Source organism: Streptomyces sp. WG7 (genome assembly GCF_049975785.1).
In the GTDB taxonomy this organism is placed as follows: domain Bacteria; phylum Actinomycetota; class Actinomycetes; order Streptomycetales; family Streptomycetaceae; genus Streptomyces.
In genome coordinates this window covers 128,109-153,577 of the sequence record NZ_JBNGGE010000008.1, presented here as the reverse complement: position 1 = coordinate 153,577, position 25,469 = coordinate 128,109, and the positions used below count along the sequence as shown (strand labels likewise).

The window sequence follows — 25,469 nt, the reverse complement described above, 5'->3', positions numbered from 1 at the left end:
GCCGGGCGGGCCGGTCCGCCCGCCGGTCCGCCCGCGCGCGTCACGGGCAGCCTGACCGGGAATCGCGGCAGGTGCCGTTAGCGTCGTCGGGGACAGCCGACGACGGGCACGGAGGAAGCGGTGGCCAAGGGACAGGAGCAGGCGGCGCCGGACGCCGTGCTGACGCGGATCGGGCAGGTCGCCATGCTGCACCACGCGGGCGACCGTGAGGAGGCCCGGCACCGCTTCCTCGGCCTGTGGGCGGAGATCGGCGAGCACGGTGATCCGTTGCACCGCTGCACCCTGGCCCACTACCTGGCCGACACCCAGGACGACCCGGGTGACGAACTGGCCTGGGATCTGCGCGCGTTGTCCGCCGCCGAGGAACTGACGGAGAACCGGCTCACCGGCCGGCACCACGACACGCTCGCCGCGCGTGCCCTCTACCCGTCCCTGCACCTGAACCTGGCCGCCGACTACGACCGGCTCGGCCACCGCGAGGCCGCCCGCGTGCACCTGCGACGTGCCCGCGGCGCGGCCGAGTCCCTCGCCCCCGACGGCTACGGCGACGGCGTGCGCGCGGCGATCGACCGGCTGGAGCGACGACTGGACGAGGACGGGCCCACGCCCGATGGGCCCGAACGGCCCGGCGGGCGGTGGGGGCCACCGCGGCAGCGGCCGTAGCCCGCCCCGGCCCGGGCGATCCCCGTGGTCGGGCTCAGTGGCCGTACGCCTGGTCGCAGATGACCGTCTCGGGGCTGCCCGGCCGCCAGCCGCCGTACTGTTTGCCGAGGGAGCAGACGTCCGCGTTCCTGCCGACCGGCGGCGGAACGCCGGGGACCAGGACGCGAGGTCGCTCGGCCCCGTGCGCGCGCTCCGGTGCCTTGGAACGGGCGGGCCGCGGCTGCTGTTCCGGGTGGGCACGGGCGGTCGGCGGTTTGCGCTGCGGCGGGGCCGGCGGGGGCGCCGTGCGGCGGGGTTCGCCGGAGGCGTGGCCGGAGGGCCGGGAAGGGGCCCGGGAGGGGCCGATCATCTCCAGTGCCTCGCGGGCCGGGGCCTGCACGACCCTCGGCTCGGCCGGGCCGTCCGGGTGCGGCGCGGACGAGCGGGCGCCGGCCGCCGACGGGTCGGCCGCGGGCGGGCCCTGGACCGTCGTACAGGCGGTCAGGGCCGAGACAGCCACGGTCACGAGGAGCGTTGCGGTGGTCGTCGTTCGATGCACCCGCGCCACTCTGCTGGGTCGGGCCCCGTCCATGGCGCCGGACAAGCGGAGGATGCCCCGCACGGGTGATGTCCGGCCCCGTACGGAGGCTCCGGGCCCGGTGAAGGTGACGTCATTCGCCCGTGGCGCCGTCGAGGCGCTCGCGGAGCAGGTCGGCGTGCCCGTTGTGGCGGGCGTACTCCTCGATCATGTGGGTGTGGATCCAGCGCAGGGTGTACCGCTCACCGGTGCGCCGGTGCCTGCCGCGGGTCGGTTCGTCGAGGCGGGCACCGGCCGCGTTGCGCCGGGCCGCCTCGATCTCGGCCTGCCAGGTGGCGTGGGCGTCCTGCCAGGTGTCCGCCTCGGTCAGCCGGAACTCGCCGTCCGGGTTCTCGTCGCTGTAGTAGATCGGGTCCGCGTCCTCGTCCGCCAGCACCCTGCGGTACCAGCTCCGCTCCACCTCCGCCATGTGCCGCACCAGCCCCATCAGGGACAACGTCGACGGGGCCACGGCGGGGGTCCTGAGCTGGGCGTCGGTGAGGCCCTCGCACTTCCACGCGAGGGTCTGCCGGTGGTACTCCAGCCAGCCCTCCAGCATGGTGCGTTCGTCGGCGTCGGCGGCGGGTTCACGGCGTTCGGTCGTCATGTCGGCATCCTCGCCGATGAAGACCTACGCCCACCAGGTGTTTTCAGCGGCCCAGCATGCCGTCCAGCACCTCGCGCAGGCTCGCCCGCACCTCCCCGAGGCTCGGAACCTCGGAGTGGAACGTCCCTGCCACGCAGCTGAGCATCAGCCCGTCCGCCCAGGCGACCAGCGACAGCACATGGCGTGCCGGGTCGGCCGAGCCCATCGCCGTGACGAGTGCGCCGAGCTGCTCCCGGAAGCGGACGCCGGCCGCGTCGAAGTGGGCCCGCAGTTCGGGACGGCGCGTGGCCTCCAGGGCCAGTTCGTACCGGGCCAGCGTCAGGTCGCGGTTGCGGGTCAGCGCGCGGTGCGTCGCCAGCGCCAGCGCGTCCACCAGCGGGTCCAGGCCGTGGCGCGGGTCGGGTATCTCGTTCAGCGCCAGCACCCGCGCCTCCCGGTCCGCCAGGCGCCGCACCGCCAGTTCCAGGAGCGCCTGCCGGGTCCGGGCGAGGTTGGACGTGGAGCCCTGGGGGAGTCCGGCCGCCTCGTCGACCGCACGGTGTGTGAGTCCGCGCATGCCGCGCTCGGCGAGCAGGGCGAGAGCGGTGTCGGCGACGAGGCCGGCCCGGGAGGTGCCGGCGGGGGGCACGGGGGATGCGGTGCGTGCGGACATGGAGACCAACCTACCCGCCTCACTACGCCTGTAGTACAGTCGAGGCGGTGGGCGCACTACATCTGTAGTGAGCGTCGGTGAGTCCGAGGAGGAGCCATGACACGGACAAGGCGGGCCGTCGTGATCGGCGGCGGAATCGGCGGTCTGACCGCGGCGGCGGCCCTGCACCGGGCCGGCCTGCGGGTCACCGTCCTGGAGCGCACCCCCTCGCTCCAGCCGATCGGCGCGGCCATCTCCCTGTCGCCCAACGCCCTGCGCGCCCTGGACGTCATCGGCCTCGGCGACGAGATCCGCGGCCTCGCCGCCTGGCAGGGCGACGGAGGCCTGCGCACCCCGGGCGGGCGCTGGCTCTCCCGCTCCAGCGCCGAGGCCGCGGCGGCCCGGTTCGGGGGGCCGCTCGTGCTGCTGCACCGGTCCACCCTCATCGACCGCCTGGCCGCGCAGTTGCCGCCCGGTGCCGTTCGCACCGCCGCCGACGCGGTGCTCGCCGACCCCGGCGACAGCGACCGCCCGGCCCGGGTGCGCACCCCCGACGGCGAGCTGGAGGCCGACCTGGTCGTCGGAGCCGACGGTATCCGCTCCGCCGTACGCGGCGCACTGTTCCCGCACCACCCCGGCCCCGTCTACTCCGGCTTCACCACCTGGCGGGTGGTGATCCCGGTACCCGGCGTCGCGTTCGCTTCGCACGAGACCTGGGGACGAGGCCGCATCTGGGGCACGCATCCGCTCCAGGACGGCCGGGTCTACGCCTACGCCGCCGCCGTCGTCCCGGCCGGCGGCCACGCGGCCGACGAGAAGGCCGAACTGCTGCACCGGTACGGCGACTGGCACGACCCGATCCCCGCCGTCCTCGCCGCCGCCCGGCCCGAGGACGTCCTGCGCCACGACGTCCACCACCTCGCCGAGCCCCTGCCCGCCCACCACCGGGGCAGGACCGCCCTTGTCGGGGACGCCGCGCACGCCATGCCGCCGACCCTCGGCCAAGGCGGCAACCAGGCCATCGAGGACGCGATCGTGCTCGCCCACCACCACGACGACCTCGCCGCCTACACCGCCGCCCGGCTGCCCCGTACGACCGCCGTCGCCCGCCGGGCCGTCAAGGCCGCACGGCTCAACCTGATGACCCACCGCGCCGGGATCGCCGTACGCGACATCACGATCGCCGCGCTGTCCAAGGCCGGACCGGCCCTCTTCCTGCGCGGCTTCGACGGCATCGCCGACTGGCGGCCCCCGCGGCAGCCGTATGCTTCCCCGCAGACCCAGGTCGGCGAGCGTTAGAGGAGTACACCCCGTGAAGGTCGGCGTCATCGGACTCGGCGACATCGCGCAGAAGGCCTATCTGCCGGTGCTCGCCACCCTGCCCGGGGTCGAGTTGCACCTGCAGACCCGCACCCCGGCGACGCTCACCCGGGTCGCCGACGGGCTGCGCCTCCCGGACGGGCAGCGCCACGCCGGCCTCGACGCGCTCCTCGCCGAGGGCCTCGACGCCGCCTTCGTGCACGCGCCGACGACCGTCCACCCGGAGATCGTGACCCGGCTGCTGGAAGCCGGCGTCCCGACCTACGTCGACAAGCCGCTCGCCTACGAACTCGCCGACTCCGAGCGGCTGGTGGCCCTCGCCGAGGAACGGAACACCGGCCTCGCCGTCGGCTTCAACCGGCGCCACGCCCCCGGGTACGCGCAGTGCGCCGAGCACCCGCGCGAGCTGATCCTCATGCAGAAGAACCGCACAGGCCTGCCCGAGGAACCGCGCACCATGATCCTCGACGACTTCATACACGTCGTCGACACGCTGCGCTTCCTGGCGCCGGGGCCTGTCGACGACGTGACCGTCCGCGCCCGCGTCCAGGACGGCCTGCTCCACCACGTCGTGCTCCAGCTCGCCGGGGACGGCTTCACCGCGCTCGGCGTCATGAACCGGCTCAGCGGCTCGGCGGAGGAGATCCTCGAGGTGTCCGGCCAGGACACCAAGCGCCAGGTGGTCAACCTCGCCGAGGTGATCGACCACAAGGGCCGGCCGAGCGTGCAGCGGCGCGGCGACTGGGTCCCGGTGGCCCGCCAGCGCGGCATCGAGCAGGCGGTCCTCACCTTCCTCGACGCCGTGCGCGCCGGACAGGTGCTCAGTGCCCGGGACGCGCTGGAGACCCATGAGCTGTGCGAGCGGGTGGTGCGGGCGGTGGCGGAGCGCTCCGCCTGAGCCGCACCGTCCGTACGCCCTCGGCGGCGGCCCAGACCGCGAGGACCAGCAGCGCGCCCCGCACCGTCCAGTCGCCGTACCGGACGTACGGTGTGCTGCCGTGCGTGACCGGGACCTCGTACACCCGCGACGCGCTCGCGTCGGTGCCGAGCCACGACCCGATCCGCGAGCCGTTCGCGTCGTAGACGGCGGAGACGCCGGTCAGGGTCGCGTGCACCATCGGGCGGCCGGTCTCGGCGGCGCGCAGCGCGGCGAGCGAGGCGTGCTGCGCGGGCGCCCAGGTGTGCTGGAACGTCGACGTCGACGACTGGGCGAGCAGCACGTCCGCGCCGTCGGCGGCGAGCCGGCGGCTCATGTCGGGAAACGCGCTCTCGAAGCACACCATCGGCCCGATCCGCAGCCCGTCCCCGACGTCCATCACCACCTGCTCGGTTCCCCGCCGGCGGTCCTCGCCCGCCGCCTCGCCGACGGAGGTGGCCCAGCCGAGCAGGGAGCGGGCCGGGACGTACTCCCCGAACGGGACGAGCCGCATCTTGTCGTACCGGTCGCCGGTCGGGCCGTCGGGGCCGACGAGCACCGAGCTCTTGTAGATGCCCGGCTTGTCGGAGCGCCGCGCGTCCACGTTGACCAGGATGTCCGCGCCGGTCTCCCGCGACAGCGCCGCGAGCCGGCGCGCCAGGTCGGGCCGGTCGTCCAGGTCGAAGCCGACGCTGCTCTCGCCCCAGACGATCAGGTCGAGGTCCCGGTCGGCGAGCCGGCGGGTCAGCTCCTCCTCGCGGTCGAAGCGCCGGTCGGCACTGTCCCGGCCGGCGACGATGCCGGGCTGTACGACGGCGATCGCGACGCGGTTGTCGGCGTCGGGGCGCGGGGACCAGACCAAGGCCGCGGAGGTCGCGGCGGCGGTGGCGACGAGCCCGGCCAGGGCCGGCACCCGGGCCCGGCGGACGGCGACGAGCACGGCGACGGCGACATTGACGGCCACCACCAGGAAGCTCAGCAGCCACACCCCGCCCACCGAGGCGAGCCGCAGCGCCGGCGCCACCTGCCACTGACTCGCGCCGAGGACACCCCAGGGGCCGCCGAGCCCCTCCCAGGAACGGACCAGTTCCACCGCCAGCCAGCCCGACGGCAACACCACGAGCGCCGCCGCTGCCCGGCCGGCCGAGGGCGCCCCGCCCAGCAGCCGGCGCACCTGCCAGCCCCAGGGCGCCCACAGGGCGCCGAGCAGCGCGGCGATGACGAACGTGAACACGTGCAGGTTGGGCATCAGCCAGTGGTGCATGGCCAGCATGAATCCGAACCCGCCGCACCACCCGTCGTACGCCGCCCGCTTCCCGGTCGGCGCCGTCCGGGCCAGCAGCAGCCAGGGCACCAGCGCGACCCAGGCCCACCACCACAGGGCCGGACCCGGGAAGGCGAGCACGGGCAGCGCCCCGGCGACCGCGGCGGTACCCGAGCGCCGCCACGGAGAGGCGAGCCAGTGGTCGAGCGTCTTCATAGGCGCCTCCCTACCCCGTGGTCCCTTCAGTGTGCGCTCTCGGCGAGGCGGATTCAGTTGATCACATCGGACGTCCCGCGCCGGGGACGCCGACCAGTGGTTCATGAGCCGGGCGTCGGCACCTGTGCGGGCGGAGGGATCTCCTCTAGGATGATCGATGATCGATCAAAATTCGGACCTTTCGGTCTCGCGATCTGCTCACTCGACCTTCTGTCTCTTCCTTCTCTTCCCTCTCGGTCTCTTCCCTCTCGGTCTTCTTGTCCGATCTTCTGCTGGAGGTACTCATGAAGCGTCCCGTCACGGTGGTCACCGGTGGCAGCCGGGGAATCGGCGCCGCCGCCTGTCTGCGGCTCGCGGCGGACGGGCACGACGTCGTCGTGGGCTATGTGCGGGACTCGGCGGCCGCGGAGGGAGTCGTGGCGGGGGTGCGAGCGGCGGGGGGCCGCGGTGTCGCGGTACGGGTGGACACGTCGGTCGAGGCCGACGTCGACCGGCTCTTCGAGGTGGCGGAGGAGCGGCTCGGCCCGGTGACGGGACTGGTGAACAACGCGGCGGTGACCGGGCCGCTGGGACGGCTCGCCGACAGCGACACCGCCGACCTGCGCCGGGTCCTCGACGTCAACCTGCTGGGCGTGTTGCTGTGCGCCCGCCGCGCAGCGCGGCTGATGACCGAGCGGGGGAGCGGCGTGATCGTGAACGTGTCGTCGGGCGCCGCGACCATCGGCAGCCCGGGGGAGTACGTCCACTACGCCGCGACCAAGGCGGGCGTCGACGCCCTGACCCTGGGACTGGCCAAGGAACTCGGACCGGACGGTGTCCGCGTCAACGCCGTCGCGCCCGGGGTCGTGGACACCGAGATGCACGCGTCGATGGGCGACCCCGACCGGGCGCGGCGGATGGGGTCGGCCGTGCCGCTGGGCCGGGCGGGCCGGGCGGAGGAGATCGCCGCGGCGGTCTCCTGGCTGATGTCGCCGGACGCGTCGTACACCACGGGGACGGTACTGCGGGTGGCGGGCGGGCGCTGACGCCCAGGCGGTGCTGTGGACGGCCCGGCGGACGCCGGGCCGAGCGGACGGGCGCCCCGCGGGGCCCGCGGCGCATGTGCGGCGGTGGGCCCCTCGGGGCGCCGCGCGGCCACGGCCCTCAGGCCGCCTCGATGACCTCGCCGCGGATCGCGGTCGCCCACTCGACCACCAACAACTCGTACTCCACACGCTCCTGAGCCGACAGGGACCCGCCCGCGCGCCGCCACAGGGCACGGATCTCGTCGTTCAGCTCCGCGGCGGACCGCACGGAACCAGGGGTCACGGATTCGGGGGACATGCGGACAAGCCTAGGGGCAAGCACTGACAGAGCGCTACCGGACGGCTACACGAGCGGGCGCGGTCAGCCGGACGACTCCGCGGCGTGCGGGCTGAGTACACCCGTCGCGACCAGGGCGATGATGACGATCCCGAGCGCGATGCGGTACCAGACGAACGGCATGAAGCTCTTGGTCGAGATGAACTTCATGAACCGGTTCATGCGTCGAGGTCCTGAGCGGCTTTGACCTGCTGTTTTCCGCCACTCTTCAAGATCGAATAGGGGGCGGTGGGAGATGGCACTTTCCAGTGCTCTCCCTCGCTGGCCGCGAAACGCAGCCACCGGGTTTGCAGCGGGAATCAATCATGGAGATGCAGCACGCGCTTGAAGGCAGCATGGCGGCGAACGAGCTGCCCGCCCGGGGTCAGGATGAGTGAGCAATTCCGGGCAGCGGCAACGGAATCCGCATTGCACCTCCGTGCCCACATTGCGCGACTCGAAGACCGCGAACTGGCCGCCAGCGTGTTGGAGTGGCTGGAGCCACACCGAAGCGCGGTAGCAGCCCGGACGGCGCTCGACACCCTTCAGGACCGCCTGAGCCGCCATCTCCGAGGGCTCTACGCGGATCGGTAGGCAGTACCATTGCCACGATCAGACAAGCAACAAGCGCCCGTAGTCGGTGAGTACTTCGCGCACCTCGGGCACGTCCTCCGTGCGATCAGGGGAGAGGTCCCCGGATGCGGCGATGACGTTCCTGGTCAGGGGCGATGCGTTCTCAGGCTGTGAGTCGGAGCATGGCGGTAGCGTGATGAGGTCGTGACCGATAGTGATCAGCTGCGGCGGCGATGTTGGTCCAGCCTGCTTGGCGCATGAGTCCGATGGTGAGGTTGCGCAGGGTGGCCATGGCGCGGGGTGCGGTGCCGGTGCGTACTCGCGAGGCGTCCTCGCCGAACGTCACGTCTCTGACGTGGTGAAGGGCCTCAACTGACCAGTGATTCTGGATAAGTTCGGCGAATTGCGTCGGGCTGGCCTGTTCTGGTGGGCGACTGGTGATCGCGTAGACGGTTTTCGTCTCGGTCTTGCCGGTCTTGCGGTTGGTGCGGCGGCGCTTGATCTCCAGGACCTGGACGGCGTGCGGGAAGAGCAGGCCGGGGCGGACGGTGCAGACTTTCAGGCGGCGGACCGCGCGGCGGCCGTGCCCGGCTCCAGTGGTGCGGGCCTGCAGCGGGATCTGCTTCCAGGGCAGGTGCCGCAGCTGCTTGCGCAACTTCTTCTGGTTCCCGTTGACCACGAGGAGGTAGCGGCCGCCGGCGGCGATGATGTGCTCGGCGTGGGCGCGCTGGGTGTGCATCGCGTCGGCGGTGACGACGACGCCGCGCAGGTCGATCCGGGCCAGCAGTGGGGCGAAGGCGGGTATTTCGTTGCTCTTCGCGGCGATCTGACGCTGGGCGATCACGGTCTGGCAGGCGTGGAGCGCGGCGGCGAGCAGGTAGACGGCCTGGCCGTCGGTGCGGGATCCGCGCACGGTCTTGCCATCGACGGCCAGACCGACCAGCGTGTCGCCGGGTTCGTCGACCGGGTCAGCGGCGTACCGGGCGAGCCAGGCGCCCACGGCGTCGTCCAGGGCGTCGCCGTCCAGGCGGGCGAGGACTCGTCCCAGGGTGGAGGCGTTTGGCGTGCTGGCGGGCAGTCCAAGTTGTTCACGCAGCTCGGAGTCGGTGTCGGCGGCGAAGCGGGCGATGGCGGCCAGGGACGTGGCTCCGCCGAGGACGGCGACCAGGCACAGCGCGAGCAGGGAGCCCAGGCGGTAGCGGCGGCCCCGGGTCCGGCGCGGATCGGGTAGCCGGCCCAACACGTCCGCCAGGCAGGCGAGCTGTGATGGTTCCGGTTCCGGGCATGCGGAGTCGATGTCCGCGCAGTGGTACTGCAGGACACCGATCAGGGAGGATGACACGCGAACGCGACCCCTGTTCATGATCGAAGGCTTCGACAAGCTTGATCATCAGGGGTCGCGTCTCTCGTTGCAGAACTGGGTTGACGGTCCACGCCTGCGCGTACTTCTCCCGTCATACTCAGCGTGTTGAGCCGCGCCGGCCAGCGTCTCGGTCGCGCCGAAGGCGGGGCCCGCACCGGGCTCTCGGAGAGGAACCCACCGGGTTTTGGCTCTGCGCATCGGACGTGGCCATCTTCGCAGGCCATGTGTTACCGACCTTGTGGGCCGGTGCGGTGACCAACCAAGAAGGGGGCGGTACCGCTTGCTGTGGCGTCGAGAGGTCAGACGTGGAGCAGGTCGGTCGAGACCGTCCAGAGGCGCTTGGCGGTGGCGGGATCGAGCGCCCACTCCTTGACACCGTGCGGGTGCTGCGCGAGGTCGGCGTCGTTCGTCACGGTGTAGGCCTCTTGTGCATCGTCGAGGTAGTGGCCTCCGGAGTGCGCGAACTCCGGGGCGACGGCTGCGACGATGCTGGTGGCAGCGCCCTGCTCGACCGTTTTGTACGTGAAGACTCCTGCGGCTTCGGCCGCGTCGAGCGACTCCTTCTGTTGCGTTGTGAAGTTCCGCTGCAGTCCCGTCGCGACACCGCCGGGGTTCACCGCATTGGCGATGATGCCGTCGGATGCCCAGAGGCGACTTGCCTCGACGGCGAAGAGTGAGTTCGCTGTCTTCGACTGGGCGTAGGCAATCTGCGGATCGTAGCTGCGACGCTCGAAGTGGAGGTCGTCGAAGTCGATGCCAGCACGCATGTGCGCCGTCGAACTGACCGAGACGATCCGTGCTCCGTCACGGTCGGCCGCTCCCAGGGCCAAGGCGTCATGAAGGCCGATGGCGAGGGCGACGTGGCCAAGATGGTTCGTCGCGAATTGCAGCTCCCAGCCTTCACGTGTGCGTTCGAGGCCCCCGGTGACCACGCCCGCGTTGTTGATCAGCAGGTGCAGCGGGCCGTCCCACACGTCAACGAACCGCGTGACGGTGGTCCTGTCGGCAAGGTCCAGCCGGAGGGCTCGGGGTCGTATTCCCCTGGTCGACTTCTCGATCGTCTCAGCGACGGCACCCCCCGCCGTCGTGTTCCGGACAGCGAGCGTCACCTCGGCCCCGGCAGCGGTCAACGCGCGAGCCGTCTCGATCCCGATTCCGGAGGAAGCTCCCGTCACGATCGCGCGGACCCCGGTGAGGTCGACACCCCGCAATACCTCGTCCGCGGTGCTGGAGGCGGTGAAGGGCGTGGAGATGGGTTCGCGAGTAGCCATGGCAGTGACTATACGCACTAGCCTTGATTCGTATAGTACGACTCTCACTCGTATGCTCGGTCCATGAACAGGCTCACCCCCAGCCCCCCGCCGTCGACGGTCGCTGACACCGACCGTCGGACCATGGTTCTGGACTCCGCCATGGTCACGTTCGCGCGATTCGGTTACCGGAAGACCTCGATGGAGGAGGTGGCGCGGGCGGCGGACATCTCCCGGCCCGGGCTGTACTTCCTCTTCTCCTCGAAGGAGAGCCTGTTCCGCGCCGCCGTCACCCAGGCATTGGAGCGCGACCTCGCAGCGGTCGAACACGTCCTGGCCGACACCGGCCGACCCCTTGCGGAGCGCCTCCTCGATGCGTTCGACCAGTGGGCGGGCCGCTACATCGGCCCGCTGACACGGGATGTGGCGGTGGTCATCGAGGACAACCCCGGCCTCCTGGGGGAGATCGTCGAGACCACGCCGCAACGTTTCGAGCAACTGATCACAAACGCGATCGCCGTCGAGGCAGAACAAGCGGCGGCCCGCCAAGTCGCCCAGACGATGATCAGCGCATCGACCGGCCTCAAGCACCAGGCCGCATCGCGGGACTTCTACCTCGAACGACTGGAGGTCGCCATCAATCTCCTGGTGCGCTGAAGACGCTCACCGAAGCCGCGGGAGAGAGCCCGGCCGAACAGCCAGGTCCACCCGCCCGGCCAGATCTGGCACCGACCCCCCGCCACCGGACGATCCTCTGGCGCCCGGAACGTACGCCAACCCGGCAGGCTTCCACCCTGTTCGGCCTGCTTCAACACGTCTAACCAACAGGGAAGATGACGTACGCGATCAGCTCATCTCGCTGGCTGAGAACGCATCAGCCTTGCGTTCCTGGTCTCTTCGGCGGCCTGCTCGGGCTCGTTCGTGTCGGCCAGGGCCAACCGCGAGCCGCGACCGGTACGGAGCGACCTTCCGGGCGTGCGTGGCGCCGTAGCGTCCCAGCACGTCCGCGCTTGAGGTGAAGGACGCCTGGCTGAAGAAGGACGAAGACTCTAGTGACGGCGCTGAGGCACCGGATGAGGAACCGCTCGCTCCGGAAGAGGGCCAGGGGTAGTACCGAGTATGGGGAAGCAGACGCTCTGGGGCGTCCGCCGGGAGGCGGACGACCCAGAGTCACTCAGGGGTTAGGTGTTTCTCACGGAGCGAGGTCGAGCACCCGGACGCCGACCCCGTCCCAGGCCTTGGGCTGGACAGTGGCGACGCGTGCCCCATCCAGGCGCTCGGGGCCGGGCATGGCCACATGGTGGGTGTGGCACCAGCCCAGAGACCGCTCGTGGCCCGAGACGGCCAAGACGGCGGCGAGATCGAGCGGATGAAAAACCACCTGGTCGAGCATTCCGAGGTGGCCGGCGAGCCCGGTGCGTACCCGGTCCGCTTCGGCGAGTGTGGCCAGCGCGACGTGGACGCGCCAGGCCCCGGTCTCGGCGGCCTGATACAGAAGGCGGGAGGCCAGGGCATTGCCTGAGCCCAGAGCGAGCAGCGCGCTGTCGTCGAGGACTACATCGACAGGGGCGACAGGATTCACGTGGCGCTGCCGAGCCGGCGCGTGAGCTCATCGTCCGCTGCGCGGTCCTGCTCGGGATCCGGGGCGTAGCCGGAGAGCGCGTGCAGGACTTCGAGGGTCTTCGCGACCTGCTCGTCCCGCTCGCTCTGCGTGAGGGTGTGCGTGGCGAATTCGCCGACGAGCCCCGCGATCGTTGTGTCCTTCTCAGCGGCCAGGATCGCCAGCCGGTCCCGGACACTGCTCTCGACCTTGATCGTTGTGTGTGCCATGCCTGACAGAATACATCGGGTATACCCACCCGGGGAGGCGATTGAGGTAGCTGCTTGCGCCTCCCTCGGCCAGGGGCCGAGGGAGGCTCGGTAGGTGTGATTTCGCAAGCGAGAGCTCTACCGCATGCTCTGGCGGAACCGGCGCGAACGGGCTGAGGGAATCGAGATTCTCCGCAAGCACGAGGCGTCCGTGCTATGCGTCAAGGGCCCCGAGTTGGACCTCAGGACGGCCGCTGGCCGCCTCCTCGCCGGCCTCCTCGGCGAGGTCGAGCAGATGCCGAAGCGGGAGCGGCGGGAGATGCGCCAGCGCGTCGAGCGCGGTCTGCCGCCGGCCGGGCCGCGCTGCTTCGGTTACACCGCAGACGGCGCGGAGCTCATCGAAGACGAGGCCGCCGAGGTCAAGGACTGCTTTCACGCGCTGCTCGCCGGAGCGACCCTCTCCGGCATGGGCGCCGACCCCAACGCGCGCGGTGCCATCCTCGACCGCAACGGCAGCTGCAGCTTGGCCCGCGCTTCGAGCACGGCGGGGTAGAGGCTGCCGGTGGTCGACATGCCGAGATGATGTCGTCAAAGTCGCTGCTGGCGTCTGCCGTAGTGGTGGGGTTCGTTTTGGGCCTTGGGTCAATGCCCCAGCACCACCCGCCCCGGGCAGTGGAACCCGGTGCCCAGCCGACGCGACAGCCGGGCCGCCGGCCTGCCCGCCGTCAGCTCCGGAAGTGAAAAGGCCCACCGCCTCCGTCAGCGGACCCTCGCGAAAGATCGAGGCTAATAAGAGCCTTCGCCGTTCAAGGCGGCGACCGTCCCGTACCTCGCCGGTCGACAGGAGCGCGGCCCATGAATGGTCTCGACCATGAACCGTGACCACTCACAGTCCAAGATCTACTTTCCCACAGGGCCTAAAAGACGTCGCGCAGGGTCTCCAGGAGGCAGGCTATGTTCTCTTCGTCGCGGCGGTAGTAGGTCCACTTGCCTCGCCGGGTGGCGACCACCAGCCCGGCCTGCCGCAGCGTCGTGAGGTACTGCGAGGTGGTCGGCTGACTGAGACCGGCGCGCCGCTGGATGTCGCTCACACAAACACCGATCTCGACATCGCCGGGCTTCTGGCCAGGGAAGCTCATCGGCTCCTTGAGCCACACCAGCATCTGGCGGCGGGCTGGATTGGACAGGGCCCGGAACACAGCCAACAACTCCGCCTCCGAGAACACGCACTCATCCTAACGCAGAAATGCAATGTATTGCCGATTTGCAATGTGTCGATTTATATTGGCCGCATGTCTACTTCGATGCGTGTGATGGAACTCGTCAGCTTCGGTGGCGCGGACACCGCGTTCGCCGCCCGAGAGCTGCCGCGGCCTGCTCCGGGACCCGGTCAGGTACTGGTGCAGGTGATGGCCACGTCCGTGAATCCCCTTGATCTGCAGACCCGGCGCGGCGACTACCGCGACCAGGTCGCGTTGCCCGCGGTGATCGGCAACGACGTGTCCGGAGTGGTGGTCGAGACCGGCCCCGGGGCGGACGATTTCCAGCCGGGTGACGAGGTCTGGTACCTGGCGCCGGTGTTCGCGGGGCAGGGAACCTATGCCGAGTTCCACGTGGTAGACCAGGCACTGGTCGCCCGCAAGCCCACGCGCCTCTCGCACGTCGAGGCCGCCGGTCTCGTGCTCGTGGGCGTGACGATGTGGGAAGCGCTGGTCGAACGCGCCGCGGTGCGGGCCGGGGAAAGGGTCCTGGTGCACGGCGGAGCGGGCGGGGTCGGTTCGGTCGCCATTCAGATCGCCAAGGCGCTCGGAGCCGAGGTGGTCACCACCGCGCGGGCCAGGGACCACGAGTTCGTCACCGAACTGGGCGCAGACACCGCGATCGACTTCTCGGCCGGTGACTACGCGCCGCAGGTCCGCGCGATGGGCGGGGCGGACGTCGTCCTGGACACCGTAGGCCGGGACACCCTCACCCGCAGCCCGGAGATCCTCGCCGACCGTGGCCGTGTGGTGTCCATCGTGGACACCCCCGAACCCCAGAACCTGCTCGCCGCGTGGGGCGTGAACGCGACCTACCACTTCATCTTCGTCAGCCCCGGCCGGGCGAAGCTCGAGGCCCTCGGCCGACTGGTCGACCAGGGCAAACTCCGACCGGTGATCGGTGCTGTGCACCCGCTGGCCGACATCGCGCAGGCACACGCACTGCTGGAAGGCGGCTCTACCGCCGAGGGCCGTAGCCGCCCCCGCGGCAAGATCGCCATCGCCGTGCACCCCCTGACTTAGCACTCAAGCCGTTGACCAGCGGTAATGGAGAAGTCCGGCTGGAGTACTAGTAGTCCACAAACTTGGCCCCGGCCTCTACGCCGCCACTGCATGGGCCCTAACACCCCCTGCGTGACCTGCGAAAACGTTAACTACCCGGCCTTGGGTCAGGGCCCGTCGCCGGTCGGCCGAGGGTGCTGGATCGCCAGGCGCTGCGCGGGATCCTGTTTGTGCTGCATACCGGGATCCAGTGGGAGCACCTGCCGCAGGAGCTGGGCTTCGGTTCGGGCATGACGTGCTGGCGCCGACTAGCAGCTTGGAACGAGGCCGGCGTCTGGAACCGGCTCCGCCGCGTGCTGCTGGCAAGGCTGCGAGCGGCGAAACAGCTCGACTGGTCGCGGGCGGTGATCGACTCCTCCCACGTTCGGGCCGCTCGGCGCGGCCCAGAAGCGGGCCCAGCCCGGTCGACTGCGCACGGCCGGGCAGAAAGCACCACATCCTCGTCGACGGGCAGGGCATCCCGAAGGACTGGTCAAGCTCCTGTCCCACGGCTCCACGGATGAGATCCTTGCCGATGCTGGCTACCGAGGGCTCGGAGCGCAGACCAGCGGACGCGTTGTGCCGCCCCACGCCGTAAGTCTCAGAAAGAACGCCCCTGGATTGGTACAAGGAGACGCGAGCGCGAGTGCAAGGTCCTCTGTCCCGGGGTATTCGGGTCGAGCACGGCATCGGCCATCGAAGAGCTGGCGGGAACGGGTATGCCGTCCTGGCCGCCGAGAGCGCATGCACGACACCATTCAAGCTGGGGCCGGCCTACGTTCCAGGAGCCGCACGACCTGTCTAATAGTTGCTCTTGTGTTGGGTTGTGATGAGCTGCTACTACAACGGAGCGTCCATCTGATGGCACCCGGGGTCGAGAAGGCGGCGAACGCTGTGTCCAGCAGCTTACCTGGGTCCTCTTGGCCGTCGCTGGCACTCCATTGCCCAAGGACGATCCACAATATTTCGAGCGCCGCCGCCCGGCGGAGGACCTCGTTCTCCTGCTCCAGCAGCTTGATCCGCTGACGTGCTTCCCGCAGTTCCGTACTTTCCTGGCTGGTTATCCCGGGCTTGGCCTCGTCGTCGATGTCCGCCCGCCTCATCCATTTCCACAACGTCATCGGATGGACTCCGAAGTCCTTGGCCACCTGCTCGACCGTCACCCCCGGGCCGCGGTTCCTCGCGACCCGCACGACGTCTTCACGGAACTCTTCGGGATAAGGCTTGGGCACAGCGACATTCTTCCCACCCGCCCCACAGGGCAGGCCAGTTCAGATGTCACCCGATCGTCAGCAGCCCCTCAGCGACTGGTGCGCGCTGCCCGCACCCCACCACGGCGAAGCCGCCAACACCGCCACCTCGCAGCCCGCCGCGCGGCGCTCGCCCCATTCGTCACCCGCTACCTCGCCGCCGCCGACAGCCTCGTCGGCGCACGCACCTTCGAAGAGCGTCACCTCGCCGGCTTCGCCGCCCTGCGCACCACCGACCTGTCCGCCCTGGCCCGTACAGAGGTACGCCCCACCGGCGAGCGGCTTCTCCGTCTGGTCAGGTCCATCCCACAGGACCCCGCCCAGCTGACCGCCTGGTACGAACACCACCTCGACCAGGCCTGAACCCCACCGTCCCCGGAAGAAGGAGCAACCGCACGATGAGCGATCAACTGCCCGACCCGACAGCGTTCATAGACCCAATCGGACGCGGGAAGGCGCCCCTGCCGGCCGACGCCCACGGCGACCAGTACGCGGCCGTGCTGAGACGCGCCCTGCACACCGTCGAATGCCGCGAGCTCGGCCCGGAGGCCGCCGACCAGAAGTTCGGACCGTTCGCGGACACCGCGGACAGCCGTGTGAACGTGCTCGTGGACGAGGACCAGATCCGGGCCCGCCACCCCGGCTACGACGAGCTCCACCACCTGGCGCACGCGGTCCGTGAACGAGGACCGGCGGTGGACGTCGTCATGGTGGCACGCAGGCCGACCATGCTGTTCATGGACGAGATGACCCACGTCGTCAGTAAGGCCGCCGAGCCTGCCTCCGGCCCGGCGCACCCGATGGGTGTACGAGCCGAGTCGGCCACTGCGACCGGTCTGGTGGTCCCCGAGAGGTGAGCGTGAAGCGGCGGACGAGCGGTGACGGTTCGGGCCCGGAGGCGGTGGGCGCCGCATTCGCATCGTCGGACGTGGCGCGGGCGAGCGTGCCAGGAGCGGCGGGCGATCGGGAGCGAGGGGTCTCGACATGGGAATGCGGCCCGAAGGGGTCGCCCTCTTCAGCGACGAGGCGTCCGCGGTGGCGAGAGCCGTGCCCGGCGCGGCCCGGAACCTGCCGCGGCCACTGGACACCCTGACCTGGCAGGAGCCCTCCGTCCTGGAGGACGTGGACGACGACGCGCGGTGACCGCATGGCCCGGGCGACGTCGCCTCTCGCCGCTCGGCTGATCAGCCCAGACGCCCCACCACGATCACCGGTTGTGCCAAGCAGAGTGGTCCTCGTTCCACTGTTCCCGGGCCCGGGCCCTCTCCACTTCGGCGTCCAGACGTTCGATGCGCGTTCCGTCCTCGATGTGGATATCGGCGTGCGACGAACCAGCGTGGTACCGGTGGCGCTGGCTGACCATGACCACGGTCCGGGCGATAACCGCCTGGTTCGGCAATGCCATCGCCGTCGACACGAAAGACCCCGCCGGGCCGCCCGGCACCGAGATCCAGTCGTCCTCGCCGGCCTGGCAGGGGAAGATCAGGTCTCCGACCTTCGGCGGCGTTCGGTCGCCCCGTCGGCTTACCGAGGCGTATTGCCGAAGCTTGCCCATCTTCCCGGCGCCTGCCCGGCCCGTGCGCCCCACCCTCATGACCATCTTTCGGGCGGCCTCCCGGCTCGAAGAACCGTGAGCCCGCCTGAACGCCCCGAGGACCAAGCCTAGTTGACGCGTCAATCACCGACCTCTAGTGTAGATGACGCGTCAACCAAATGGTGGGGGTCGCCGGCCCGGCCATCCGTATCTGCCTCACTGCGGGGCATCGAGATGCCGGGAGCCGCCGGAGACCCGCGGACGCAAGGCTTCAGAAGGGGAATCCCGTGAGTTCTGAGAACAAGGCCGGACTCGGCGCGCTGCTGACGCCCGAGGACAGCGTGCTCGCCCTCATCGACCATCAGCCGTTCCAGTTCGCCAACCTGCACAGCCATGAACCGACGATGGTCATCAACAACGTCGTCGGGCTCGCCAAGGCAGCCAAGGTGTTCGACGTTCCGACCATTCTGACAACCGTCGTGGAGGAGCGCGGCGGCCTTCTTCTCCAGGGTCTGCAGGATGTGTTCCCGGAGCAGAAGCCGATCAACAGGACCCTCATCAACACCTGGCAGGACGAGCGTGTCGTGGATGCCGTCAAGGCGACCGGGCGCAAGAAGCTGATCATTGCCGGCCTCTATACGGAGATCTGTGTGGCCATGCCGGCGATACAGGCGGCGGGCGAGGGCTTCGAGGTCTACGTCGTCACCGACGCGTCGGGCGGTGTGTCGAAGGAGGCCCACGACGTGGCGGTGCAGCGCATGATCCAGGCGGGCGTGGTCCCGGTCACCTGGACGGCCGTGCTGGGCGAGTGGCAGCGGGACTGGGCCCGCGAGGAGACCGTGCAGGGTGTCGCCGAGGTCCAGGCACAGCACGGCGGTGCCAGCGCTGTGGCCTACGCCTGGGAGATGCAGTTGCTGGCCACGCCCACGGGAGAAGAGGCCTGACATCGCCGCCGCCCCGGCACTGATCCGTTTCGGCTACCGCCTGTCGTTGACCCGCTTCTCGCGGACACCACCCGGCCGGCCCCTTTGGCCCATGAAAACCGGTGCCAGGACGCCGACAGCCGCCCCGGGGGTTCGTCCGGTACGACGACGCGTACGACGTGGATCTCACCGCCGGGCGACGGCGGCCCATAGCGGCCTGCCGAGAACGGGCCGCCGGATGGTCCGGCGGCCCGTGTCCGTCAACCCGGGGACGGGCATCAACCGAGGGGGAGTCGGCGCGGTCCGGAATACTCGCGCCGAGTGACACCGTCGTTCGCGTGGGCACCGGCCGTACGCGTTGCCGGAGAGCCGCATCGGGAGGACGGAGCACCGGCGTGGACATCTTCCTCGTGGGCATCACCGGTGGTATCGGGGCTCTGCTGGCGGAACGGCTTCGATCGCGAGGCGACACGGTGCACGGGTTGACCCGTCGAGACGATCAGCAGGCCGACCAGACAACACGAAGCTTTCACGCGCGAGTCGGCGAATTGGCCGACATGACGGTGGAACAACTGGCAGCGGCCTTCGGCAAGGTCGACGCCCTTGTCTTCAGTGCCGGATCGAACGGCGGCAGCAGGGACGTCACGACGGCCGTCGCCGGTGATGGAGTCGTCAAAGCGATCAAGGCGGCACGCCTTGCCGATGTGGAGCGCTTCGTGCTGGTGTCGGTGCTTCCGGAATCATGGCGGGAGCGCGACCTCGGGGACGAAGTCGAATACTACTTCGCCGTGAAGAAGAGCGCGGAGGTCGCACTCAGCCGCAGCGGACTGAATTGGCTGATTGTCCGTCCCTCGCTCCTCCTCGACGATCCGGGAACCGGCACCGTGTCGCTCGGCCCGGCGGAACTCCATGGGGAGATCGCTCGCGAAGACGTCGCCGCCACCCTCGCCGAACTCCTCCACGAGCCCCGGATCGGTCGGCAGATCCTCGAACTCGACACGGGGTCCACACCCATCGAGGAGGCGGTCCGTGCAAACGTCCGTTCCTGACGACACGCTCACGAGTCACGAGTGGCGACGAGCGCAGTCACCGAACGGGACTCAGCGGCTGTCTTGAGACACTCACTGATGCGACGACGCCACGGCGGTTGTGCTGATGACGCTGTTGACGATGACCGCGGCCATGGTGCGTGCGACCGCCTCGCCGGCGGCTCCGGCACCCCAGTTGCCGCGTTCCAGCTCCCGGGCCCGGTCGATCACCACCGAGGTCCAGGGGATCTGCGGATCGAACTGGGGGAGCGTACCGCTGGCCCAGATCAGAGCCGCCAGTGCGGCGATGCGAGCCGTTGGCTCCGCACGGTCGACGAGGACGTCGCGGACTTCTTCGAGGAGACCGGCCCGACGCCCGTTCCGGCTGTCCTTGAGGACGGTCGTCCTGAAGAAGCCGAACACCTTGCGGCTGTCCCTGCGAATGTCGCCGCGGGCGATGAGGCGTTCCAGCACAGGGTGGCGGAGTCCCGGGCCGATCGCGGGGAGCACCGTCTGCACGCCGCGTGGTCTGTCCGACACATACTCCCAGGCGGAGAGGAGGATCTCGTCCGACGGCGGCGGCTTGTCCCGGACGGCTTCCACGGTGACGGCCCCGGCCCGGGTTGTCGTCACGGCTACGGATTCGTGAAGGGCGAGGTCCGCGAGCGCGGCTCCGGCGAGCACGTGGAAGAGAGTGGTCTCTCCGGCGACGACTCCGGACTCGGGTTGAAAGAGCAGAAGCAGGAGGTCCTCGGGCAGGGTGGGGGAGTCCGGACCAGTCGCGGTCCCGGGTGTCTCTGTCCTTGCCTCGGTGGATGGTTCGTCAGCTTGTTCAGTCATGTGTAGGGTTCCTTCCCTTACCGCCCGGAGCGCGTACGGTCAAGGGCGTGTCACCGGAGGCGGGCCGGAGACCGTGCCCGTTCTGATCGGTGTGCGCCGCGGTGCGGATTCCTCCCTGCGTGATCAACCGCCCTGACCTCCTCCCGCGAACGTGGCGTGCAGGTCGGCGCGGTCCACATGGTCCACATGGTCCACGAGCATGACTCGGCCGTCATCGCCGGGATAGGGATCGGGCATGACCGATTCCGGGTCGACCAGGTAGACCTCGTGACCATCCAGCGTCAGCCGGCGCGCGACCTCCAGCAGCACGCGCCGCGCCACGTCGTCGATCGAGTAGACCCGTGTCAGGTCCAGAGCCACCCTGACGTCCGCAGGGGGAATGTCCATGGCTTCCTGAACGACTCGCTCGGCTCCGGCGAAGCCGATGCCACCTTGCAGTTGCAGGATCCGGAGCGCGTTCGGTCCGCTGCCAACGACATGGTGGGACCGCACGACGGCACGTGCGGCGGCGGGGACCTCCATCACATGCAGACCCATGTCGGAAGAAAAGCGTTCGAACAGTGACACCCCGCGAACGCTGTTCCCGTGACCATCCAGCCGTGGTGAGAACGTGGCTATGCCGATCTGTCCCGGGAGCGCGCCGATCAGGCCTCCGGCCACCCCGCTCTTCGCCGGGATGCCGACCTGGGTCGCCCAGTCACCAGCGGCGTCGTACATTCCACAGCTGAACATGACGCTCAGCACCTGACGCACCACCGGTTCCGGCACCACCTGCTCGCCCGAGAGCGGGTTCTTCCCACGGTTGGCCAACGTCGCGGCCATCATGGCGAGATCCCGCGTGGTGACGAGCACCGAACACTGGCGGGTGTAGCCGTCCACGATGACCCTCGGGTCCTCGGTGAGGACGTTGTGGTTGCGGAGCATATGGGCAATGGCGAGGTTGCGGTGCGCGTGCTCCATTTCTGACACACACACCGCCTCATCCATCTTCAGCCGCCGACCCGCAAACGCCGAGAGACCGTGGAGCACGCGTTCCACACGCTCCCTCGGTTTCAGGCCCTCTGTGCCGGCCAGCGAGTGCACGGTGATCGCGCCGGCGTTGATCATGGGATTGAGAGGGCGCCCCGTATCGCTCTCGAGCGAGATTTCGTTGAACGCCTCTCCGGACGGCTCGACACCGACTTTGGCGAGCACGGGGTCGAATCCACGGTCGGACAGCGCCAACGCGTAGACGAACGGCTTGGAGATCGATTGAATGGTGAACTCGGTATCGATGTCACCGGCACCGTAGACCTCTCCGTCAATCATGGCGAAGGCCGCACCGAGGCGCTCGGGGTCCGCTGCCGCGAGCTCAGGGATGTATCCCGCCGGCTCCCCGGACGTGTCCGGCTCCACGTCTCTCAATGCCTCGGCCAGATAGTCGGGAATGATGGGCCGCATTCGTCCTCCATGCATCATGGCAGTCCTCACGCTGCGAGAACCGCGTTCCGTCCGCCCTGGGACCGGGTTGCACCTGGCGGCGTGTCACTGCGTCACAGTGTCGATGTACTCCACGGGGATGACCTGACGCCCCGCCGGGCCCGGCGCGCGTGATCACTCCTGTGTCCTCGGTGCGCCCCGTCAGAACACCCCGACGTCAGCGGTGAATTGGCCTCCCTGTCCCCGTCGGCGCGGAGATGTGCAAGAGCTGATCGAGCCGGCGATGTGGAGGGCGACCGTTGCGGATATACACCGGTGCCCCGCTACGAGTGCTCAAGAAGTTCTGTCGGAGCAGGGGCGGCGGTGAGTACGCGAAGCCGGTCGGCGTCGACATGTGCTCCGAAGGCGGGGTTTCCGGGCTCGAGCCGGACGCCCGCTGCGAGCTCGCCGATGACGAGTGGGTCGAATCCGAGGGTGTCGACCAGCGCGGACACGATGGTGAGATCCTCGGGCGAGTCACCGGCGATCGCGATGGCCTTGCGTCCGAGGCCACCGGCTGGACGAGCCCCGTCCTCGAGGTCGTGGTAACCCATGTGGTTGAGGGCCTTCACGACACGCGCGCCCGTCAGGAACCGCTGAACGACTTCGCTCGACGACGTGTCGGGCGGGAGGAGCGCGTCGCGGGCACCATCGACCTCCCACCAGTGGTTCATCGCGTCGATGACCAGCTTGCCTTCGAGCTTCGCAACCGGGAGGTCGCGGTGTTTGCCGAGCGGGAGCGCCAGGATCACCACGTCGGCGGCATCCGTGGCCTGGGCCGACCACACGGCGGTTGCCCCGGGGGTGAGAATTCTGGCGGTGAGCGCGATCCTGGAGGGGTCACCGGACCCGGAGATCAGGACTCGATAGCCGGCGGCGGCCGCCAGGCGCGCCAGGACGGTGCCGACCTTACCGGCTCCCAGGATCCCGATGGTGGTGACCGGGTTGGTCATCGCGTCGCTCCCGCCGTGGCCGTCGGCTGCTCGGCCAGAAGCTCGCGGATCCGAGGGATGACCTGGGTGCCGTACAGCTCGACCGAACGCAGACGGGCGGAGGCTGAAACGGTGCCGGCGGCGGAGTAGATCATGTCGAACCGGCCCGCGTTCAATACCCTGATGGCGCGGGCGATCTTGACCGCGACCGTCTCGACCGAGCCGACGTACAGCGACCCGCGGTCCACCTCGGCGTCGAATTCCTCCCGGCGGAGCGGCGGCCAGCCGCGCTGCCCCCCGATCCGGTCGCGGATCTCCTTGTACCCGGGGTAGAACAGCTCCTTGGCCTCTTCGTCGGTGGAGGCGACGAAGCCGGGCGAATGCGTCCCGATCGGCTGTGCGGTCGTGCCGAACTCCTGGCTGGCACGCCGGTACAGGTCCACGTAGGGAGCGAACCGGTCGGGCGCGCCGCCGATGATGGCCAGCATGAGCCGGAAGCCGTACTGAGCGGTGCGGATCACGGACTGCGGTGTCCCGCCCACCCCTACCCATGTGCTGAGACGTCCCGAATCCGTCTTCGGGTACACGTCCGCATCGTGCAGGGCGGCGCGAGTAGTGCCTTCCCAGGTGACCGGCTTCTCGTCGAGGAGTCGATGGAAGAGGTCGATCTTCTCCTCGAACAGCACCTCGTAGTCCGTGAGGTCGTACCCGAACAGGGGGAACGACTCGGTGAAGGAACCACGTCCCAGAATCACCTCGGCGCGGCCGTTGGAGAGCGCGTCGACCGTGGCGAACCGCTGGAACACGCGCACCGGGTCGTCCGAGGACAGCACCGTCACGCCCGAGGCGAGCCGGATCCGCTTCGTGGCTGTCGCGATGCCCGCCAGCACGGTCTCAGGGCTGGAGATCGCGTACTCGGGACGGTGGTGCTCGCCCAACGCGACCACGTCGATACCGACCTGGTCGGCAAGGACCGCTTCGGTCACCGCCGCGCGGATCGCCTGGGCATGCGAGACGATCTCGCCTCGGTCGTTCCGGGGGCGGTCTCCGAAGCTGTCGATACCGAACTCGATCTGCGGCACGTCCATCGTGTTCACTTCGCTCAGCGCTTTCGTCGTGGCGGGGCGTGGCGGGGGCGTGTGGAGCGACGGCCTGACGGAACGGCCGTCCAGGGCGGCTGCGCGAGTTTTCCGCCCGTCAGGCTCCGGGCCAGGTCACTCCCACCGATCTAGTTGACATGTAAACCATGACACCTTATGGTTTACATGTCAACTAGATCGCGGTGTGATGCCGGCAATCCAGGCGTACGCCGATCCGCGGAGCTCGGCCGCCGGGGCGTTCGGTGATTCGTGGGTGCCGGCCGGCCGCAGGTTGAACTCAACTCGCCATCGAAGATGTGATCCTCTGTCGGAAGGGCGTCTCATGACCAGGCAGCTGACCGGCCGCAGCTACCGCTTCGACCTCGGCGACCTGAAGGTGCGCTTCACCTTCGACTCGCCGACCCAGGGCAGCTTCGTGGTGGTGCACGGCGCGGGTCTCGCCCTCGACGGTCACGCCGAAACGGTGGCTCTGAACCTGCGGGAAATCCGCGAAGGGGTCTACCTGAACTCCTGGACCGAGGCGAGCGGGGCCACGGTGACGCACCTGGAGGACTTCGAGAACGGGACGCTGTATTCGAACGTGACCGTCGACGGCAAGCTCCACCACTTCACCGGAACGATCGAGGAGGCCTGACCATGGCCCAGTACGCCGCAGCGCAGGACGATCAGGCACAAAGCAACGTCGACATCGTCCTCACCGCCATGCGGGAGTTGTTCGCCGACAAGGACCTCACCGCGATAGACCGATACTGGGCCGAGCCCTACATTCAGCACAGCCCGCAGATGCCCAATGGGCTCGACACCCTGCGCCAGGTCGTTCCGAACCTGGAGGGCTTCTCCTGGGAGCCGCAGCGGATCGCCGCCCAGGGCGATCTGGTCTTCACCCACAGCATCGTCCACGGCTGGGCCCCGGACCCCGTGGTCATCGTCGACATCTTCCGGCTGGACGACGGACGCATCGTGGAGCACTGGGACGTCGTCCAGGAGATCGTCCCTCCGGAAGAATCAGCCAACGGCAACGCCATGGTCTAGTCAGGCTGCTTCTCCATGTGGTCCAGGACGCGCTGGGAGATTCGGCCGAGTGTGCTGAGCTGGTTTGGGGTCAGGGCATCGATGAACAGGTGGCGGACGTGCTCGACGTGCAGGGGTGCGGCCTCTTCGATCGCCTTGTAGCCGGCCGGGGTGGCGACGATGAACGCTCCGCGTCCGTCGTCGGGACACTCCTCCCTCGCTACGAGCCCGCGTTTCGCCATCCGTGTGACCTGGTGGGACATCCGGCTCTTCTCCCACTCCACGAGTTTGGCGAGATCCAGGAAGCGCATCCGGCCATTACCTCTCTCGGTGAGGCTGACGAGCACGATGTAGTCGGCCGCCGACATCCCGGAGTCGGCCTGGACGCGTCGGGACAGCCGTCCGATGAGCTTCTCCTGCATGCGGATGAAGCTGTCCCAGGCGGCCTTCTGCTCCGGGTCGAGCCAGCGCGGTTGTGCGTCCATGAGGCCAGTCTACGAAATCGTTGACAGCTCATCTACCGGAGGTGCCGGTGTGAGCCGTGTTTCCCGCAGGTCCGGAGTCCGGCATCCCGCGCTGCACCG

The 25,469-nt window shown here is 69.4% G+C and carries 31 protein-coding genes and 2 pseudogenes; 15 read left to right on the top strand and 18 right to left on the bottom strand.

Annotation, left to right across the window (positions count from 1 at the left end; translation table 11 throughout):
- The first annotated feature begins 120 nt into the window (after positions 1–120).
- Positions 121–663, top strand: coding sequence for a hypothetical protein (locus ACP4J0_RS11885; RefSeq protein WP_426598601.1), 543 nt, complete (start codon positions 121–123; stop codon positions 661–663).
- Positions 664–697: 34 nt separating this feature from the next.
- Here ACP4J0_RS11885 and ACP4J0_RS11880 read toward each other — a convergent pair whose 3' ends face one another.
- From ACP4J0_RS11880 to ACP4J0_RS11870, 3 genes are all read right to left on the bottom strand, one after another.
- Positions 698–1,162, bottom strand: a complete 465-nt coding sequence (locus ACP4J0_RS11880) for a hypothetical protein (protein WP_426598600.1) — start codon at positions 1,160–1,162, stop codon at positions 698–700.
- A gap of 151 nt (positions 1,163–1,313) precedes the next feature.
- Positions 1,314–1,826: a DinB family protein gene (locus tag ACP4J0_RS11875; protein WP_426598599.1), complete on the bottom strand. Its 513-nt coding sequence runs from the start codon at positions 1,824–1,826 to the stop codon at positions 1,314–1,316.
- Positions 1,827–1,869: 43 nt separating this feature from the next.
- Entirely contained in the window at positions 1,870–2,478 is a 609-nt protein-coding gene (locus ACP4J0_RS11870; protein WP_426598598.1) for a TetR/AcrR family transcriptional regulator, read from the bottom strand.
- Positions 2,479–2,574: 96 nt separating this feature from the next.
- On the opposite strand from ACP4J0_RS11870, the gene ACP4J0_RS11865 reads away from it, so the two are divergent.
- Positions 2,575–3,756: an FAD-dependent monooxygenase gene (locus tag ACP4J0_RS11865; protein ID WP_426598597.1), complete on the top strand. Its 1,182-nt coding sequence runs from the start codon at positions 2,575–2,577 to the stop codon at positions 3,754–3,756.
- Between the two features lie 13 nt (positions 3,757–3,769).
- Positions 3,770–4,675 (top strand): Gfo/Idh/MocA family protein, encoded by a 906-nt coding sequence (locus ACP4J0_RS11860; protein ID WP_426598596.1) that lies wholly within the window; start codon positions 3,770–3,772, stop codon positions 4,673–4,675.
- Here ACP4J0_RS11860 and lnt read toward each other — a convergent pair.
- The gene (gene lnt / locus ACP4J0_RS11855; RefSeq protein ID WP_426598595.1) at positions 4,599–6,173 is read right to left on the bottom strand and encodes an apolipoprotein N-acyltransferase; all 1,575 of its coding nucleotides are present in this window, start codon (positions 6,171–6,173) and stop codon (positions 4,599–4,601) included. The genes ACP4J0_RS11860 and lnt overlap by 77 nt on opposite strands.
- 284 nt (positions 6,174–6,457) lie before the next feature.
- Here lnt and ACP4J0_RS11850 point away from each other — a divergent pair, with 284 nt between their 5' ends.
- On the top strand, positions 6,458–7,198 hold the full coding sequence (locus ACP4J0_RS11850; protein WP_426598594.1) for an SDR family NAD(P)-dependent oxidoreductase: 741 nt from the start codon (positions 6,458–6,460) through the stop codon (positions 7,196–7,198).
- Positions 7,199–7,316: 118 nt separating this feature from the next.
- On the opposite strand, the gene ACP4J0_RS11845 is transcribed toward ACP4J0_RS11850, so the two are convergent.
- From ACP4J0_RS11845 to ACP4J0_RS11830, 4 genes and pseudogenes are all read right to left on the bottom strand, one after another.
- Positions 7,317–7,496: a hypothetical protein gene (locus ACP4J0_RS11845; RefSeq protein ID WP_426598593.1), complete on the bottom strand. Its 180-nt coding sequence runs from the start codon at positions 7,494–7,496 to the stop codon at positions 7,317–7,319.
- A 63-nt stretch (positions 7,497–7,559) separates the two neighbouring features.
- Positions 7,560–7,688, bottom strand: a pseudogene (locus ACP4J0_RS11840) (undecaprenyl-diphosphatase); the annotation flags it as partial.
- Between the two features lie 562 nt (positions 7,689–8,250).
- On the bottom strand, positions 8,251–9,429 hold the full coding sequence (locus ACP4J0_RS11835; RefSeq protein ID WP_426598592.1) for an ISAs1 family transposase: 1,179 nt from the start codon (positions 9,427–9,429) through the stop codon (positions 8,251–8,253).
- A gap of 320 nt (positions 9,430–9,749) precedes the next feature.
- Positions 9,750–10,721, bottom strand: coding sequence for an SDR family NAD(P)-dependent oxidoreductase (locus ACP4J0_RS11830; RefSeq protein ID WP_426598591.1), 972 nt, complete (start codon positions 10,719–10,721; stop codon positions 9,750–9,752).
- 123 nt (positions 10,722–10,844) lie between these two features.
- Here ACP4J0_RS11830 and ACP4J0_RS11825 point away from each other — a divergent pair, with 123 nt between their 5' ends.
- Complete coding sequence (locus ACP4J0_RS11825; protein WP_426598590.1) at positions 10,845–11,357, top strand: TetR/AcrR family transcriptional regulator; 513 nt, start codon at positions 10,845–10,847, stop codon at positions 11,355–11,357.
- Between the two features lie 535 nt (positions 11,358–11,892).
- Here the strand turns inward: ACP4J0_RS11825 and ACP4J0_RS11820 are convergent.
- Together ACP4J0_RS11820 and ACP4J0_RS11815 are read right to left on the bottom strand one after the other, a co-directional pair.
- The gene (locus ACP4J0_RS11820) at positions 11,893–12,282 is read right to left on the bottom strand and encodes a hypothetical protein (protein ID WP_426598589.1); all 390 of its coding nucleotides are present in this window, start codon (positions 12,280–12,282) and stop codon (positions 11,893–11,895) included.
- Positions 12,279–12,530, bottom strand: a complete 252-nt coding sequence (locus ACP4J0_RS11815; protein WP_426598588.1) for a hypothetical protein — start codon at positions 12,528–12,530, stop codon at positions 12,279–12,281. The genes ACP4J0_RS11820 and ACP4J0_RS11815 overlap by 4 nt, the downstream gene beginning before the upstream one ends.
- Positions 12,531–12,654: 124 nt before the next feature.
- On the opposite strand from ACP4J0_RS11815, the gene ACP4J0_RS11810 reads away from it, so the two are divergent.
- Entirely contained in the window at positions 12,655–13,062 is a 408-nt protein-coding gene (locus tag ACP4J0_RS11810; RefSeq protein WP_426598587.1) for a hypothetical protein, read from the top strand.
- Positions 13,063–13,426: 364 nt separating this feature from the next.
- Here ACP4J0_RS11810 and ACP4J0_RS11805 read toward each other — a convergent pair whose 3' ends face one another.
- Positions 13,427–13,735 carry an ArsR/SmtB family transcription factor gene (locus tag ACP4J0_RS11805; protein WP_345588357.1) on the bottom strand — a complete coding sequence of 103 codons (309 nt, stop codon included), beginning with the start codon at positions 13,733–13,735 and terminating at the stop codon, positions 13,427–13,429.
- 66 nt (positions 13,736–13,801) lie between these two features.
- Between ACP4J0_RS11805 and ACP4J0_RS11800 the strand changes: the two genes are divergently transcribed.
- Positions 13,802–14,791, top strand: a complete 990-nt coding sequence (locus ACP4J0_RS11800) for a zinc-binding dehydrogenase (protein ID WP_426598586.1) — start codon at positions 13,802–13,804, stop codon at positions 14,789–14,791.
- 161 nt (positions 14,792–14,952) lie between these two features.
- A pseudogene (locus ACP4J0_RS11795) lies at positions 14,953–15,293 on the top strand (transposase); the annotation flags it as partial.
- A gap of 274 nt (positions 15,294–15,567) precedes the next feature.
- Here ACP4J0_RS11795 and ACP4J0_RS11790 read toward each other — a convergent pair.
- The gene (locus ACP4J0_RS11790) at positions 15,568–16,041 is read right to left on the bottom strand and encodes a transposase (RefSeq protein WP_426598585.1); all 474 of its coding nucleotides are present in this window, start codon (positions 16,039–16,041) and stop codon (positions 15,568–15,570) included.
- A 78-nt stretch (positions 16,042–16,119) separates the two neighbouring features.
- On the opposite strand from ACP4J0_RS11790, the gene ACP4J0_RS11785 reads away from it, so the two are divergent.
- The 3 genes from ACP4J0_RS11785 to ACP4J0_RS11775 all read left to right on the top strand — a co-directional run bounded on the left by ACP4J0_RS11785 (position 16,120) and on the right by ACP4J0_RS11775 (position 17,202).
- A complete protein-coding gene (locus tag ACP4J0_RS11785) occupies positions 16,120–16,422 on the top strand; it encodes a hypothetical protein (protein ID WP_426598584.1) in 303 nt (100 codons plus the stop codon).
- Positions 16,423–16,457: 35 nt separating this feature from the next.
- The gene (locus ACP4J0_RS11780; RefSeq protein WP_426598583.1) at positions 16,458–16,916 is read left to right on the top strand and encodes a hypothetical protein; all 459 of its coding nucleotides are present in this window, start codon (positions 16,458–16,460) and stop codon (positions 16,914–16,916) included.
- A gap of 127 nt (positions 16,917–17,043) precedes the next feature.
- Positions 17,044–17,202 carry a hypothetical protein gene (locus tag ACP4J0_RS11775; protein ID WP_426598582.1) on the top strand — a complete coding sequence of 53 codons (159 nt, stop codon included), beginning with the start codon at positions 17,044–17,046 and terminating at the stop codon, positions 17,200–17,202.
- Between the two features lie 64 nt (positions 17,203–17,266).
- Here the strand turns inward: ACP4J0_RS11775 and ACP4J0_RS11770 are convergent, their stop codons facing one another.
- Positions 17,267–17,614 (bottom strand): hypothetical protein, encoded by a 348-nt coding sequence (locus tag ACP4J0_RS11770; RefSeq protein ID WP_426598581.1) that lies wholly within the window; start codon positions 17,612–17,614, stop codon positions 17,267–17,269.
- Positions 17,615–17,880: 266 nt separating this feature from the next.
- Between ACP4J0_RS11770 and ACP4J0_RS11765 the strand changes: the two genes are divergently transcribed.
- Both ACP4J0_RS11765 and ACP4J0_RS11760 read left to right on the top strand, forming a co-directional pair.
- Positions 17,881–18,537 carry a hydrolase gene (locus ACP4J0_RS11765; RefSeq protein WP_426598580.1) on the top strand — a complete coding sequence of 219 codons (657 nt, stop codon included), beginning with the start codon at positions 17,881–17,883 and terminating at the stop codon, positions 18,535–18,537.
- Between the two features lie 374 nt (positions 18,538–18,911).
- Positions 18,912–19,565 carry an NAD(P)H-binding protein gene (locus ACP4J0_RS11760; protein WP_426598579.1) on the top strand — a complete coding sequence of 218 codons (654 nt, stop codon included), beginning with the start codon at positions 18,912–18,914 and terminating at the stop codon, positions 19,563–19,565.
- 72 nt (positions 19,566–19,637) lie between these two features.
- Here ACP4J0_RS11760 and ACP4J0_RS11755 read toward each other — a convergent pair whose 3' ends face one another.
- The 4 genes from ACP4J0_RS11755 to ACP4J0_RS11740 form a co-directional block, all read right to left on the bottom strand.
- The gene (locus ACP4J0_RS11755) at positions 19,638–20,384 is read right to left on the bottom strand and encodes a GOLPH3/VPS74 family protein (RefSeq protein ID WP_426598578.1); all 747 of its coding nucleotides are present in this window, start codon (positions 20,382–20,384) and stop codon (positions 19,638–19,640) included.
- A gap of 123 nt (positions 20,385–20,507) precedes the next feature.
- The gene (locus ACP4J0_RS11750; RefSeq protein WP_426598577.1) at positions 20,508–21,824 is read right to left on the bottom strand and encodes a glutaminase; all 1,317 of its coding nucleotides are present in this window, start codon (positions 21,822–21,824) and stop codon (positions 20,508–20,510) included.
- 302 nt (positions 21,825–22,126) lie between these two features.
- A complete protein-coding gene (locus ACP4J0_RS11745; RefSeq protein ID WP_426598576.1) occupies positions 22,127–22,795 on the bottom strand; it encodes an NADPH-dependent F420 reductase in 669 nt (222 codons plus the stop codon).
- Positions 22,792–23,862 carry an LLM class flavin-dependent oxidoreductase gene (locus tag ACP4J0_RS11740; RefSeq protein ID WP_426598575.1) on the bottom strand — a complete coding sequence of 357 codons (1,071 nt, stop codon included), beginning with the start codon at positions 23,860–23,862 and terminating at the stop codon, positions 22,792–22,794. Before ACP4J0_RS11740 ends, ACP4J0_RS11745 begins: the two co-directional genes overlap by 4 nt.
- A gap of 334 nt (positions 23,863–24,196) precedes the next feature.
- On the opposite strand from ACP4J0_RS11740, the gene ACP4J0_RS11735 reads away from it, so the two are divergent.
- Together ACP4J0_RS11735 and ACP4J0_RS11730 are read left to right on the top strand one after the other, a co-directional pair.
- Positions 24,197–24,508 carry a MoaF-related domain-containing protein gene (locus ACP4J0_RS11735; RefSeq protein ID WP_426598574.1) on the top strand — a complete coding sequence of 104 codons (312 nt, stop codon included), beginning with the start codon at positions 24,197–24,199 and terminating at the stop codon, positions 24,506–24,508.
- A 2-nt stretch (positions 24,509–24,510) separates the two neighbouring features.
- Positions 24,511–24,906 carry a nuclear transport factor 2 family protein gene (locus ACP4J0_RS11730; protein WP_426598573.1) on the top strand — a complete coding sequence of 132 codons (396 nt, stop codon included), beginning with the start codon at positions 24,511–24,513 and terminating at the stop codon, positions 24,904–24,906.
- On the opposite strand, the gene ACP4J0_RS11725 is transcribed toward ACP4J0_RS11730, so the two are convergent.
- Positions 24,903–25,370, bottom strand: a complete 468-nt coding sequence (locus ACP4J0_RS11725; RefSeq protein ID WP_426598572.1) for a MarR family winged helix-turn-helix transcriptional regulator — start codon at positions 25,368–25,370, stop codon at positions 24,903–24,905. The genes ACP4J0_RS11730 and ACP4J0_RS11725 overlap by 4 nt on opposite strands.
- Between the last annotated feature and the right edge of the window lie 99 nt (positions 25,371–25,469).